Annotated in this window: 14 protein-coding genes; 10 read left to right on the forward strand and 4 right to left on the reverse strand. The window is 37.1% G+C overall.

Going from position 1 to position 13,213, the window contains the following annotated elements:
- The first annotated feature begins 122 nt into the window (after positions 1-122).
- The 4 genes from FFO06_RS03935 (at position 123) to FFO06_RS03950 (ending at position 4,544) form a co-directional block, all read left to right on the forward strand.
- Positions 123-329: a hypothetical protein gene (locus FFO06_RS03935; protein WP_137906850.1), complete on the forward strand. Its 207-nt coding sequence runs from the start codon at positions 123-125 to the stop codon at positions 327-329.
- 492 nt (positions 330-821) lie between these two features.
- A complete protein-coding gene (locus tag FFO06_RS03940) occupies positions 822-2,258 on the forward strand; it encodes a TldD/PmbA family protein (RefSeq protein ID WP_137906851.1) in 1,437 nt (478 codons plus the stop codon).
- A 192-nt stretch (positions 2,259-2,450) separates the two neighbouring features.
- A complete protein-coding gene (locus tag FFO06_RS03945; RefSeq protein WP_137906852.1) occupies positions 2,451-3,191 on the forward strand; it encodes a Uma2 family endonuclease in 741 nt (246 codons plus the stop codon).
- Positions 3,192-3,194: 3 nt separating this feature from the next.
- Positions 3,195-4,544, forward strand: a complete 1,350-nt coding sequence (locus FFO06_RS03950) for a TldD/PmbA family protein (protein ID WP_137906853.1) — start codon at positions 3,195-3,197, stop codon at positions 4,542-4,544.
- Positions 4,545-4,631: 87 nt separating this feature from the next.
- On the opposite strand, the gene FFO06_RS03955 is transcribed toward FFO06_RS03950, so the two are convergent.
- The gene (locus FFO06_RS03955) at positions 4,632-4,865 is read right to left on the reverse strand and encodes a hypothetical protein (protein ID WP_137906854.1); all 234 of its coding nucleotides are present in this window, start codon (positions 4,863-4,865) and stop codon (positions 4,632-4,634) included.
- Positions 4,866-5,026: 161 nt separating this feature from the next.
- Here FFO06_RS03955 and FFO06_RS03960 point away from each other — a divergent pair, with 161 nt between their 5' ends.
- Together FFO06_RS03960 and FFO06_RS03965 are read left to right on the forward strand one after the other, a co-directional pair.
- The gene (locus FFO06_RS03960) at positions 5,027-7,054 is read left to right on the forward strand and encodes an NAD(P)/FAD-dependent oxidoreductase (RefSeq protein WP_137906855.1); all 2,028 of its coding nucleotides are present in this window, start codon (positions 5,027-5,029) and stop codon (positions 7,052-7,054) included.
- Between the two features lie 123 nt (positions 7,055-7,177).
- Positions 7,178-7,783: a TIGR02466 family protein gene (locus tag FFO06_RS03965; protein WP_137906856.1), complete on the forward strand. Its 606-nt coding sequence runs from the start codon at positions 7,178-7,180 to the stop codon at positions 7,781-7,783.
- 68 nt (positions 7,784-7,851) lie between these two features.
- On the opposite strand, the gene rsmI is transcribed toward FFO06_RS03965, so the two are convergent.
- Together rsmI and FFO06_RS03975 are read right to left on the reverse strand one after the other, a co-directional pair.
- A complete protein-coding gene (gene rsmI, locus FFO06_RS03970) occupies positions 7,852-8,706 on the reverse strand; it encodes a 16S rRNA (cytidine(1402)-2'-O)-methyltransferase (protein WP_137906857.1) in 855 nt (284 codons plus the stop codon).
- A 177-nt stretch (positions 8,707-8,883) separates the two neighbouring features.
- Positions 8,884-9,327, reverse strand: a complete 444-nt coding sequence (locus tag FFO06_RS03975; RefSeq protein WP_137906858.1) for a DUF29 domain-containing protein — start codon at positions 9,325-9,327, stop codon at positions 8,884-8,886.
- A 53-nt stretch (positions 9,328-9,380) separates the two neighbouring features.
- Between FFO06_RS03975 and FFO06_RS03980 the strand changes: the two genes are divergently transcribed.
- The 4 genes from FFO06_RS03980 (at position 9,381) to rpsU (ending at position 12,179) form a co-directional block, all read left to right on the forward strand.
- A complete protein-coding gene (locus tag FFO06_RS03980; protein WP_137906859.1) occupies positions 9,381-10,253 on the forward strand; it encodes a sugar kinase in 873 nt (290 codons plus the stop codon).
- 71 nt (positions 10,254-10,324) lie between these two features.
- Positions 10,325-11,194, forward strand: a complete 870-nt coding sequence (locus FFO06_RS03985) for a 3'(2'),5'-bisphosphate nucleotidase CysQ family protein (protein WP_137906860.1) — start codon at positions 10,325-10,327, stop codon at positions 11,192-11,194.
- 175 nt (positions 11,195-11,369) lie between these two features.
- On the forward strand, positions 11,370-11,711 hold the full coding sequence (rbp, locus tag FFO06_RS03990) for an RNA-binding regulator (RefSeq protein WP_137906861.1): 342 nt from the start codon (positions 11,370-11,372) through the stop codon (positions 11,709-11,711).
- A gap of 270 nt (positions 11,712-11,981) precedes the next feature.
- Positions 11,982-12,179, forward strand: a complete 198-nt coding sequence (rpsU, locus tag FFO06_RS03995; protein WP_015078697.1) for a 30S ribosomal protein S21 — start codon at positions 11,982-11,984, stop codon at positions 12,177-12,179.
- An 85-nt stretch (positions 12,180-12,264) separates the two neighbouring features.
- On the opposite strand, the gene FFO06_RS04000 is transcribed toward rpsU, so the two are convergent.
- Entirely contained in the window at positions 12,265-13,152 is an 888-nt protein-coding gene (locus tag FFO06_RS04000; RefSeq protein WP_137906862.1) for a hypothetical protein, read from the reverse strand.
- Positions 13,153-13,213 lie beyond the last annotated feature (61 nt).

Here is a 13,213-nt window from a genome sequence, read left to right on the forward strand (position 1 = left end):
AATGAAGAGTCTCAAAATTCCACAACAATATCAATTCGGTATTACATTAATTATAAAAATTGATGAACCTTTATATTTCTAAATTTTACACAATAGAAAACATTCTTGGTGTCAACAGATTTTTGCAAAATCATTCAAATTTGATAGATGTTATTCTAGAAGCATATCCACAGATAAGAAAGTATTTCCCAACTGAGAAATTAAGATTAAAGTTGTATATTGATCCTGAATCTTCAGAATGGGAATATCTTATTGTTTCTATCTGCGTGAGTCCAGAATCTGTAGATGAAGCTTTAAATAAACAAAATGAATTTGATGGAAATTGGTGACTCAATGCTTCATTAGGAGTTGCTGTAAACCTCTCTATAGATTTGGAGTTTGAATGAAATTCGACTGGTCAAGTTATTTAGAGGTTGCAAAAACTTTATATCATGAAGCAATAAGTACCTCAAATCAGGCAAAAAAGGCTTTGAAGTGTGCAGAAAGAATAAATAGATTATTAGAGAAAATTAAGAAGTAATAAAGTATAAAGTGGTAACAGGGCTTTAGCCCTAATTTTGTTTGTGTAGCCTCTCGAAGAGAGTCATGACCACGGTATAGGAAATTGTACAATTTACGTCCGTGCTGTATAATGACAAAAAGTCAAGATAATAATTTTTTGTTTTGTGTCATTTTACTAGTGTAATTTAAGTAGGTCAACACAATAAAACGAAACTGTGTCAAGGAAAGTAAAATCACTGAAAACTTCTTCACCCTTGCCTATTACCTAGTGCTATAACAACAATTTTTAACGTTAACCTACTTAACTTTTAATTGCAATTATGTGGACAGAATTAACAAAAGCGATCGCTAATTTGAATATACCAGCCGATTGGGTAGGAATTAGAGCCGTTAAAACAACTTCTACACACAATTATGTGCGTGATGGTTTACCCCAAAGCAACGGTAAATCATTGAATATGGGAGCAATGATAGAAGTGATGGTTGATGGCTGTTTAGGTTATGCTGCTACTAATTCCTTAAATATTTCTAGTTTACAAAATGCTGCCCAAATTGCCTATAAACAAGCATTAGCAGCTAGGAAATGGTGGATATATCCTATTAGTGAAAATATCCGTCCTCAAGTAGTTGGTGAATATCAATCACCATATTTAGAACCATTTAATGCTATTAGTCCTGGAGAGATCAATGACTTACTAATTAGGATTTGTCAGGGACTAAAAATTAACGATAAAATCGTGCAAACAACAGCCAGAGTTAGTACACATCAAAAAGAAACTTGGTTTATCAGTAGTAACGGGTCAGAAGTATATCAAAAAATTCTCACATTGGGGAATCATTTTAGCACCATAGCCAAAGATGGAAAAATCGTCCAACAACGCACTAACAATGGACAAGAAGCAAACTATTATCAAGGAGGTTGGGAACTCTTTCAAGAAGATAACTTATGGCATCAAGTCCAAAAGGTTGGTGAACAGGCATTAGAATTATTAACAGCCGCAGAATGTCCAAATACCCGGACTAATTTAGTTTTAGCACCAGATCAAATGATGCTACAAATTCATGAAAGTATCGGACATCCTTTAGAACTTGACCGGATTTTAGGAGATGAACGCAACTATGCTGGAGGTAGCTTTGTTACCAAAGATGATTTTGGTAAATTAGAATATGGTTCACCTTTGATGAATATTACCTTTGATCCTACAGTAACAGGTGAATTTGCCAGTTATGGTTTTGATGATACTGGTGCAATAGCCACCAAAGAATATATCATTAAAAAAGGGATTTTACAAAGAGGTTTAGGCAGTTTAGAAAGTCAAACCAGAGCAGATTTACCAGGTGTTGCTTGTGCGCGAGCTTGTTCCTGGAATCGTCCCCCTATAGACAGAATGGCTAACTTGAATTTAGAACCAGGAAACGCCACCTTTGAGGAAATTATCGCCGGTATAGAACATGGTATTTACATGGAATCTAACCGTTCTTGGTCAATAGATGATCAACGTTATAAATTTCAATTTGGTTGCGAATATGCGAAATTAATTGAAAATGGTAAATTGACAAAAACCCTACGTAATCCTAACTATCGCGCCACTACTCCAGAATTTTGGCATAGTTTAATTCAAGTTGGAGATAGTAGCAATTGGCAAATTTATGGAGCGCCTCATTGCGGTAAAGGAGAACCAAATCAAATGATTTTTGTAGGTCATGGTTCACCAGTTTGTGCATTTGCCAATGTGGAAGTTTTTGGTGGTGGTTAATGAATTATGTTTCGCGCAATGGTGCAAAGTTTAAGTAGGTTGGGCTAAGTGATAGCGCAACCCAACTACATGATTGATCATGTTTGGTTTCCTTGCGTCAACCTAACTACATAATTCAAGATAATTCAAGGAAATGTATTGATCTTTAATTAATGCTACAATAAACAAGTAGCTACTTGATGCCATATCAATATGATCATTGCTCAAGAATTAGAAGTTCAACAAGACATCTCCGCAGATGTAACATTTCCGCCTAGTGATTTAGACAGTGATGAACCGACAGTGGAAACAGAACTACATTTACGACAAATAATTTTACTTTTCAAATGTTTAGAATGGTTATGGAAAGATAGAACAGATTTTTATGCTGCGGGAAATTTGACTATTTACTATAGTCCTAACCAAAAAAAATCACAATTTTTCCGAGATCCTGATTTTTTTGTTGTCCTAGAAACTGAACGCAAAACTCCTGAAAGTTGGGTAGTTTGGGAAGAAGATGGTAAATATCCTAATTTCATTTTAGAAATTCTTGCACCCAGTACAGCCAATACTGATAAAGAATATAAAAAAGAAATTTATCAAAATACTTTCCGCACCCCAGATTATTTTTGGTTTGACCCTTATACATTAGAATTTGCAGGTTTTTATTTAACTGGAAAATATCAGCCTTTAGAAGCAAATGAGAAAGGACATTTATGGAGTGAGCAGTTAGGTTTATATTTAGGAATTAACCAAGGATTGTTAAGGTATTTTACTCCAGCAGGAGAGTTAGTACCTACACCAGAAGAAACCGCCCAAGAGGAAACTAAAAAAACAGCAATACAATTGCAAAGAGCAGAAATAGAAGCCCAAAGAGCAGAATGGGAAGCTAGAAGAGCCGAAGGTTTAGCAGCAAAATTGCGAGAATTAAATATTGACCCAGAGACAATTTAAAAAATGAACATCCAAGAATTATCAACTTTAGAAAAAACCTTTAATCAACTTCTGGAAATTCTATTGATTAAAAAAGCAGAGCATGAACATTTTACCATCAGACTTAGCAGCGAAGGCAGTCAATTTACTCGGTTTAATTCTGCGAAAGTTAGACAGACAGGCTATGTTCATGATGGTTCGATTCAACTAACATTAATGGCCAATCAACGTAGTAGTTTTCGTCAGTTTCCCTGGACAAATAATTGGGAAATAGATTGGGAATTAGCTGATACAGCTTTACAAGAATTACGCGATGAATTACCATTATTACCAATTGACCCTTATTTGGTTCTACCATCAGGAAATAATACCAGTCAAGAGGTTAATATTGGTAAATTATTAACTCCAGAAATATTAGTTCCCAGTATTTTGGAAACTGTGAGTAATTTAGATTTTACTGGTATGTATGCTGGGGGAATTGTCATCAGAGGTTATGGTGATTCTAATGGACAAAAACACTGGTTTGCGACTGATTTATTTAATTTAGATTATTCTCTATTTATGGCATCAGGACAAGCTGTAAAGGGAACTTTTGCTGGAATTGAATGGAATGAAGCTGCTTATTTAGCTAAAATAAATGATGGGAAAAAGCAATTAGAAATCCTATCTCGTCCAGTTAAAGAATTACCAAAAGGACAATACAAAACCTATTTTGCTCCCGCTGCGGTGGCCGATTTATTGGGTATGCTTTCCTGGGGCGCTATTAGTGAAGCTGATATTCAACAAGGTAATAGTGCTTTAGCTGCTTTATCCCGTCAAGAAAAACAACTTTCTCAAAAGTTTACTTTAAAAGAAAATTTTAAAAGTGGTTTAGTTCCTCGGTTTAATAATTTGGGAGAAATGGCTGCACCAGAATTAACTTTAATTGAAAAAGGTATTTTAATTAATAGTTTAGTTAATTCTCGCACTGCGAAGGAATACAACAAACGAGCTAATGGTGCGAATATTTCAGAAACTTTACGTTCTCCAGAAATCAGCCCCGGTAATTTGAGTTTTGAGCAGATTTTACCCAGTTTAGATACAGGATTATATGTTTCTAATTTACATTATTTGAATTGGAGCGATCGCCCATCTGGTAGAATTACAGGTATGACTCGTTATGCTTGCTTTTGGGTAGAAAATGGGGAAATTATTGCCCCCATTGCTAATCTCCGCTTTGATGAAAGTCTCTATTGTTTTTGGGGACTAGAAAATTTAGTTGATTTCACCAACTTCCAAGAATTTATTCCTGAAGTCGGAACTTACGAAAATCGGCAATTAGGAGGTAGTTTAGTTCCGGGTATGTTAGTGGAAAGTTTCACTTATACCTTATAGTTTATGATAAGGGTTCTAAACCCACTTTGGTGGGTTTTGTATGTGTAGATACGGTTTCTAACCGCTGATTTAATTGCATTCATCCTCTTAGGGAAAATTATCCCATGCTTGGGCAACCAACTTACTTAACCAACGTCTTTGTTGTTGATCTAACATCTGGTCATCTTCCAACACCTGAGCGGTTAATTGGTCTAAAGACTGACCCTGAGAACGAACAACTTTAACTACACCAGCGATTACCGCAGCTACTAATTCTTCATCAACTGGCTGTTTTCTCAGTGCAGAAATTTCTTGGGGACTGTCTGGGATAGGATAATTCATGGCTGATGTTTACAAAATTTACAATATGAACAATAAACTTGATTAATCATTAAAATTCTTCATGGAATCTTTATGAAACTAATTAGGGCAGAGTTTAACCTAGTTTCTGCCTTTTTTAACTCTGTCTAGGTGAGTAGATTTACGAGGAATACGAGGACAATATGCAAGAACTTCTTTATTTAGAAATTCCTACCCCTGATACAATATCCGTACTTCAGTGGCTACAAAAGGATTTTATTCTAGAACATGGGGAAAAATTCATCACCCCAAACGGCTTTCGTGGAAAAATACCGACTCAAAATACCGCTGCTAGAGACGTAGAACTGTCTGTATTTGTTTGGTCGGTGCAGCGGACAACTTATTTGAAAGTATTCCGTTGGGGAGAACAACCTTTTCCCAGTGAGAGACCCATTCTCAAACATCTAACCGAGGAAATTAGAAGCCGCTTTCCCAACTGCTATCCAGAACCACCTGTGATTGATGCCCAAAAGTCAATTTTTCCACAGCTAGAACCATATTATCCCCTAACTGTCAAATATTTCCAAAAAATGACTAATGGGGAATATCACCTCCAGCGGGTTTACTGGTGGGAGCAACAGTGGAGAGAAGGGGTGAAAAATCCTCAAAAGCCCCGTCAAGTCGTATTTTATCAGGGGAATAGCCAGAAAAAAGAGAAAATCAGTCCTGAATATGACATCATTTACATTGGTGGGGCTTTGGGGTCAATTCATGCAGCAGTCATGGCTAAATTGGGCTATAAGGTGCTGTTAGTGGAACGATTACCCTTTGGCAGAATGAACCGAGAATGGAATATTTCCCGTGATGAAATCCAAAGTTTAATCAATTTGGGTTTATTAACAAATGCTGAACTAGAAACAATTATTTCTAGAGAGTATCAAGACGGGTTTAATAAGTTTTTTGATGCTAATAACCCCTCTAAGTTAAAAGCACCTGTCCTCCACACGCCCACCGTTCTAAATATAGCTTTAGATTCAGAGAAGTTATTGGCATTATGTGGAGAGAAACTTAAAGCTGCTGGTGGCGATATTTCCGACGAAACTGAGTTTTTGCGAGTTGATATTAGTGTTACACAAGTGAGTATTAATGTCAAGCATTTGCCCACCGGCAATCAAAAGCAAGTCACTGGACGTTTATTGATAGATGCCATGGGAACTGCTTCACCCATTGCTTGGCAATTAAATGGTGGTAGAGCCTTTGATAGTGTGTGTCCCACCGTGGGAGCAGTAATTGAAAAAGGCTTTGAACCTGGAGTGTGGGATTCTGAATATGGGGATGTTCTTTATAGTCATGGGGACATTTCTCGGGGAAGACAATTAATTTGGGAGTTGTTTCCTGGAGTTGGGGAAGAATTAACAATTTATCTATTTCACTATCATGAAGTAAATGCCAAAAATCCCGGTTCTTTGTTGGAAATGTATGAGGACTTTTTTACAATTTTGCCAGAATATCGGCGTTGTGATTTAGATAAATTAGTTTGGAAAAAACCGACCTTTGGCTATATACCAGGACATTTTAGTATAAGTGGTAGCGATCGCAAAATTGCTGTAGATAGATTAATTGCTATTGGTGATGCTGCTTCTCTTCAATCTCCTTTAGTGTTTACTGGTTTTGGTTCTTTAGTCCGTAATTTAGAACGGTTAACCACCCTATTAAATACCGCTCTCAAGCATGATTTATTGAGTTCTCATTACTTAAATAAAATTCGTGCTTATCAAAGTAATGTGGCTGTAATGTGGTTATTTTCTAAGGGAATGATGGTTCCCACTGGTAAATTTATCCCTCCCCAACTGATAAATTCCATGTTGAATACTTTCTTTGGATTATTAGTAGATGAAACCCCAGAAGTGACAGATAATTTCATTAAAGACCGCTGTGATTGGTTTACCTTTAACCGTCTAGCATTGAAAGCAGCGAGCAAAAATCCACCATTGCTATTGTGGATTTGGCAACTAGCAGGTTGGCAAGATTTATTACGTTGGGTTGGCAATTATTTCAACTTTGCCCGTCATGCTTTAATTAGTGTTATTTTGGGAGCATGGTTACCACAGTTTTTAAAATGGAGTCAGTCTTGGTTAGAAACTCGTTTTCCTGGATTATGGTTGCAACTGTTAGTCATTAACTATGCAATTTCCACAGGTAGACCACGATTACCACCAGCATTGCGCTAGTTTTAGCTATTATCAGCTATTATCAAATAATTGGGGATTTTGGAGTCTTCGCACTCCTAAAATCCTTAGTTCCATGATACTTATCTTCTATATAAGTAAAAAAATAAGTTAAAAATCAAAATTATGTCTGGTTGTAGAAATGATTGGTTTCCCACATCTATTTGGCACTTTCCAGTAGAAAATCATCAACAATTAAATCCCATCTTATTACAAACTATCTATACGGAAGAACAGCAAGATAGTAAAGGTGAGCAATGGTCAAATATGTTAGGATGGCATAGTGTAGATAATTTACACCAACGAGAATCATTTCACAACTTCACACAAATTATCAATAAAAATGTTTTAGAAGTTGCCACATTTCTACAATGGGATTTAGAAAAATTCAGCCTCAAAATTACAACTTGTTGGGGAATTATTAATCGTAAATTTGCTGCTAATTCTGTACATAATCACCCTAATTCCATTTTAAGTGGGGTTTACTATTTGCAAGCTCCTGAAAATTGTGGCGGCATATTTTTTTGCGATCCTCGACCAGGATCACAGATGATCATACCACCATCTGTAGAGTTTAACTTATGGACTCTACCGAGAATAACCTACAAAGCCTGTGTAGGGACAATGTTAATATTTCCCAGTTGGCTTTTACATGGTGTAGAAATGAATATGAGCAACGAAGATCGAGTTTGTATTAGTTTTAATATTGGCATTGTACCTATCAGAAAATAAAACGCTCAATTCAGGTCTTCTAAAATTTAGCCCAATTATGGGCTGATTACAGATTTACAAATTCATTTTTACAAATTCATTTCAATTGTCAAAGCTAGTTGATAGAGATAGCGACGAGGTAAACCTGTATCCTTGGCTATCTCTCGACTAGCTTGAGAACGAGAAATACCTTGTTTGAGCATTGATAATAACTCATTTTTTAATTCGGCTTCTGTGAGTTGAGGTTTATTAGATGGAGTTCCTGCTACTAAAAGAGTATATTCCCCTTGGGGTTCTTTTTCTTGATAATTAGCAATTCCTTCTCCAATAGTTCCTCGCCAAAATTCTTCATATAATTTAGTCAGTTCTCGTGCTATAACTGCATAGCGATCGCTGCCTAAAATCTCTCCCAAATCTGCTAAAGTATCTCGTAGTCTGTGGGGTGATTCATAAAAAACCAAAGTTCGAGATTCTCCTTTTAAAGATGTTAAATATTCCTTTCGTCTTTGACTTTTAGCCGGCAAAAACCCATCAAAAATAAATCTATCAGTTGGTAATCCAGCCGCACTTAAAGCCGTAATTACAGCACTTGCACCGGGAATAGGGACAACATTTATATTCTTATCAATACAGGCCTTAATTAACTCATATCCGGGGTCAGAAATTCCTGGCATTCCTGCATCACTTACTAATGCGATCGCTTTTCCATATTGCAAATACTCTAGTAATTCAGGAATGCGACTATTACTATTATGTTCATAATAACTGATTTGGGGAGTTCTGACTTGAAAATGTTGCAATAATTTTCCTGTATGTCTTGTATCTTCTGCTGCAATCATATCTACTGCTTGCAAAATTCGCACCGCCCTAAAAGTCATATCTTCTAAGTTGCCAATGGGTGTAGCCACAATATAAAGTGTTCCTGGTTTTGGTTCAGTTTGCATATTAATTTTACACTAATTCAAGAGATTAAGGAATTTCTAGGTTGATTAATTTTATTTACCTTACCAAATAATAAAACCTCAATAGAGAATTAACCGCAGATGAAAGCAGATGAACGCAGCTAAGGCTGTAATTTGGTGGAGTAGTAAATGGTATAGTACATCTTTAACTATACATTTTTAACTATACATGATATCGTCGGGTAAAAATTCAGATGTAAAAATTTCCGTTAAGCTATAAGGACAACTTTCAGGAAATGAAGACAGTCCGGTTTCTCGTTCTGCACTAATCATAGCCAGTTGGTAGATTTTTTCTAAAGAATCAGCTAAAAAAGATTTAAGACTAGGATTTTCTGCCAAAAGTTTTTCTAAACGTAACCGTTGTTCCTTAATAGTTAATTGCCAACTGCGAGAACGCAAGTTAGATTGAAACTGCCATTTAAGTAAGTGCATAAGTAGTAGTTCTAATCTACTTTCTAATTCTCGTTTTTCCGAACGTCCCATATCTTCAATTTCTTCAGCAATATTACGAAAATCAATTTGATTAAATTGTCCGTTTCTTAATAGTTGTGCTTGTTCTTGAGTCCAAGCATAAAAATCATGATCATGGCTAGTTAAATTCATAAATTCTCCTATAATTTACTTATAATTTACTTAATAACTTCAGAAGTTGACCAATGACCAATTCAGGTTTATTTGTCGGTTTAATTACCTTAGATCTAATTTATTTCGCGGACTCTCCTCCCCAAAATAATCAAAAGTTAGTCGCTACTGATTATACTGTAGCAGCCGGAGGACCTGCAACAAACGCCGCTGTCACTTTCAGTCATTTAGGCAACCAAGCCACAGTATTAGGTGTATTGGGTTCTCACGAGATCACACAGCTAATTTCTAGGGATTTAGAAAATTGCCAAGTTGCCATTATTGACTTAGAATCTCACAAGGATACACCACCACCCGTATCTTCTATTATTGTCACCCAAGGTACAGGTGAAAGAGCGGTAATTTCCATTAATGCCATGAAAACTCAAGCAAATATTAACTCTATCCCAGCCAGTATTTTAGACAATTTAGAAAATATTGATATTGTTCTAATTGACGGGCATCAAATGGACATTGGTAAAATTATCGCCCAAAATGCTAAAATCCAGAATATTCCCATTGTCATTGATGGTGGTAGTTGGAAACCAAGATTTGCAGAAATATTACCATTTGTGGATTATGCTATTTGTTCTGCTAATTTTTATCCTCCTCACTGCCAAAATCAACAAGATGTTTTTAACTATTTACAAAAATTTAACATTCCCCATATTGCCATTACTCAAGGAGAAAACCCCATACAATACTTAACTAATGGTGTCCGGGATTCAGTAAATGTACCAAAAATTCAGCCAGTAGATACACTAGGGGCAGGAGATATTTTTCATGGTGCTTTCTGTCACTATATCCTAGAAAATAGTTTTGTCCAAGCATTAGAACTAGCTGCTAATACTGCTGCTAAAGCTTGTCAATATTTTGGTACAAGGAATTGGCTAAATGCAAATATTTAATGCTGAATTAAAAACCCTATTTGTGTATTTTTGTTGTTTAATTGTGTAATCACACTCAAATTTATCCCCAAATGAAAGACCTATCAGAAATATTAACAATTACCCGAGAAGTAGGCTGGGGTGCCGCTAGTCTACTTAGTTCTTATTATCATGGTACTGGTGAAAAAGCCAATTTAGATGTCAAATATAAGGATAATGAACCCGTCACAGTTGCAGACTTGGCTGTAAGTGAATATATCTTGTCACAGTTACAAACCGCTTTAGGTCATGAAGACTTTGGTTATATCAGCGAAGAAACTTATAAATCACAACAGGGAAAAAATCCCTCTGAGTGGGTATGGATTATTGACCCTTTAGATGGGACAAAGGACTTTATTAACAAAACTGGAGAATATGCAATTCATATTGCCTTAGTCCAAGGAACACAGACAATGTTAGCTGTGGTAGCAGTTCCAGAAACACAAAAGTTGTATTATGCCACTAGAGGTGGTGGGACTTTTATCGAAACTGCCGGCGGTTCTGTACCCGTGCGAGTTGACACAACCAAAAATATTCAAGATTTAATTTTAGTTGTTAGTCGTTCGCATCGCCACAATAGGTTAGAATATCTGTTACAGCATCTACCCTGTCAACATCAAAAGGCAATTGGTAGCGTCGGTTGCAAAATTGCGGCGATAGTTGAACAGCAAGCAGATGTTTACATTTCCCTTTCCGGTAAGTCCGCACCCAAAGACTGGGATATGGCTGCCCCCGAACTAATTCTCACGGAAGCAGGTGGCAAGTTCACCCATTTTGACTGCACGCCATTAAAATATAATACCGGCGACATTCATCAATGGGGAGAGTTACTGGCCAGTAATTATCAAAATCATGAGGTACTGTGTCAAGAAGCACAAATCATTCTCGCGCGGTTTACTTCAACCTCAGGCAGTGTTAATTAACAATGCTAGGGATTTTGTTGGGAAATTTTGCCCATTTTGGGTTAATATTCTCATGTAGTGCTATACTTGGGGAAATAAGGATTATTTTCGGTTGAGTAAGTCGTTTTAAGATTTTTTTAAATACGTCTCTCCGAATCTAACTCTCTACACTCTCTGATTTGGGAGACCCCATTTTATGACGATTTACGTTGGTAATTTGTCCTATCAGGTAACAGAGGAAGACCTGAAACGGGCTTTTGCGGAGTACGGAACAGTTGGTCGTGTACAGCTACCTACAGACCGGGAAACTGGTCGTCCACGGGGTTTTGCCTTTGTGGAAATGGAAAAAGAAACAGAAGAAGCCGCAGCCATTGAAGCACTTGATGGCGCTGAATGGATGGGCCGTGATTTAAAAGTGAACAAAGCTAAACCCAAAGAAGAGAGAAGCTCTCCTCGCAGCGGTGGCGGCGGCGGTTGGGGTAATCGTGATCGCAGCGGTGGCGGTGGCGGTGGAGATCGTGATCGCAGGAGATCGTGATCGCAGTGGTGGCGGTAATCGTCGCTAGTAAGTCTGTTTAAAAAAAATTAACATCTAGAGTATCCAGCAGATACAGCCCCAGGCTCAATGCTGCTGGAATATTTTATTTTAGTTTGATTAATTAAAGAACCGTGGAACACACGGTCTTAAAGCTCAGTTAACGTCTTCAAAAAAGAGTCGCTGAGAAACCCACATTCATCAAAAAAGGAGGATGTGGAGTATGTCACTTCTGGCTGTCAAGCATTTAATTCAGAATTAGGAGGAATAGGAATGACACAAGTGGTTTTAGGTGAAAATGAAGGTATTGAGTCAGCATTGCGAAGATTTAAGCGGGAAGTTTCCAAGGCGGGAATTTTCCAAGATATGCGGAAAAAGCGTCACTTTGAAACACCTTTAGAAAAAGAAAAGCGTAAAGCTATCGCTAGACACAAACAACGCCGTCAACAGCGTTCTCGCTTCAAACGATAAATTTTTAGTCCCATTGGGATCATCCTGAACCGCCTTGCTAGGATTGAGGATGATCCCATGGGTTATTTTTTTATGCAATTAACTGCTAGATTTCCGCTAATGCTCGCTCAATTAAACGCCGTGCTAAGGTTTGTGTTCCTGTGTGTTCATAGTAATTTGTAGCCACATCTAGAAATGCTGCTAGATAGTCTAGTTTGTCATCAGACATTTCCATGAAAGATTGCAAATTACCAATTACTTTTTGTGGGGTTAAATTATGGCTTGTTACCAGCCCACTCATCCAACCGCTAACTGATTCAAAACTGTTACCGATAAAGTCGAGTTTACCAGCATCGCTACCACCAGGAATAGTATTTTTGATGCTTTGGAAAGTCTGGTTTTGGTTTAGATCTTGGGGACTGGTTTGACTAATCCAAGAGAGGGCTTTGTTAATAAAATCAGGTCCAAGGGGTATTAAACCATCAACACAAACTAATGCTACCATGCGAATTAGGGACTCTCCAGCATACTCTCCTAAAGAAGCAACAAAATCGCCAATACTGTCTCCAGGAATGCCATTAATTTGACAAAAGGCGACGACTTCAGCAACTATTTTCAAAGTGAGATCAATAGTTTGAGCTTTGTCTGCTTTGGGAGTCACGGCGTTTAAAAAACCGAGAAAAGGAATTTTTTCCCCAACTTTATTAGCTAAAGCGGCTGCACCTAAAACCTTATCTGTACCGTCAACAGTTTGATACAGCCAGAGCGCGGTTTGATATCCTTGGGATTTGTCGTTAAATAGATAAATTGCTCTTTCGCCAATTTGTTGAATTAGATCTTCGTCTGTTTCACCAGTAACAGTTTTAATGGTATTCACAAAACCAACCGTATTGTGCCATTCACCGGGAGCAACGAAATCCAAAGCATTTAATAGGGAAACTGTCAAATTATTGGTAGGAAGTTCATCAACTAATTGGTAAATTGGTTTACTCACAAAAATCTCCTTATTTTGTATTCATGGTTTTGTATTCATGTCAATTGCTAGTTGGGAAATA

The sequence above is a fragment of the Dolichospermum planctonicum genome (assembly GCF_005402965.1).
GTDB classification, from domain to species: Bacteria; Cyanobacteriota; Cyanobacteriia; order Cyanobacteriales; family Nostocaceae; genus Dolichospermum; species Dolichospermum planctonicum.

Coding starts and splice junctions, on each gene's coding strand:
- FFO06_RS03965 (WP_137906856.1), top strand. CDS start 7,178: ATGTCTGGTTGTAGAAATGATTGGTTTCCCACATCTATTTGGCACTTT.
- FFO06_RS03985 (WP_137906860.1), top strand. CDS start 10,325: ATGAAAGACCTATCAGAAATATTAACAATTACCCGAGAAGTAGGCTGG.
- FFO06_RS03980 (WP_137906859.1), top strand. CDS start 9,381: ATGACCAATTCAGGTTTATTTGTCGGTTTAATTACCTTAGATCTAATT.
- FFO06_RS03960 (WP_137906855.1), top strand. CDS start 5,027: ATGCAAGAACTTCTTTATTTAGAAATTCCTACCCCTGATACAATATCC.
- FFO06_RS03940 (WP_137906851.1), top strand. CDS start 822: ATGTGGACAGAATTAACAAAAGCGATCGCTAATTTGAATATACCAGCC.
- rpsU (WP_015078697.1), top strand. CDS start 11,982: ATGACACAAGTGGTTTTAGGTGAAAATGAAGGTATTGAGTCAGCATTG.
- rbp (WP_137906861.1), top strand. CDS start 11,370: ATGACGATTTACGTTGGTAATTTGTCCTATCAGGTAACAGAGGAAGAC.
- FFO06_RS03950 (WP_137906853.1), top strand. CDS start 3,195: ATGAACATCCAAGAATTATCAACTTTAGAAAAAACCTTTAATCAACTT.
- FFO06_RS03945 (WP_137906852.1), top strand. CDS start 2,451: ATGATCATTGCTCAAGAATTAGAAGTTCAACAAGACATCTCCGCAGAT.
- FFO06_RS03955 (WP_137906854.1), bottom strand. CDS start 4,865: ATGAATTATCCTATCCCAGACAGTCCCCAAGAAATTTCTGCACTGAGA.
- FFO06_RS03975 (WP_137906858.1), bottom strand. CDS start 9,327: ATGAATTTAACTAGCCATGATCATGATTTTTATGCTTGGACTCAAGAA.
- rsmI (WP_137906857.1), bottom strand. CDS start 8,706: ATGCAAACTGAACCAAAACCAGGAACACTTTATATTGTGGCTACACCC.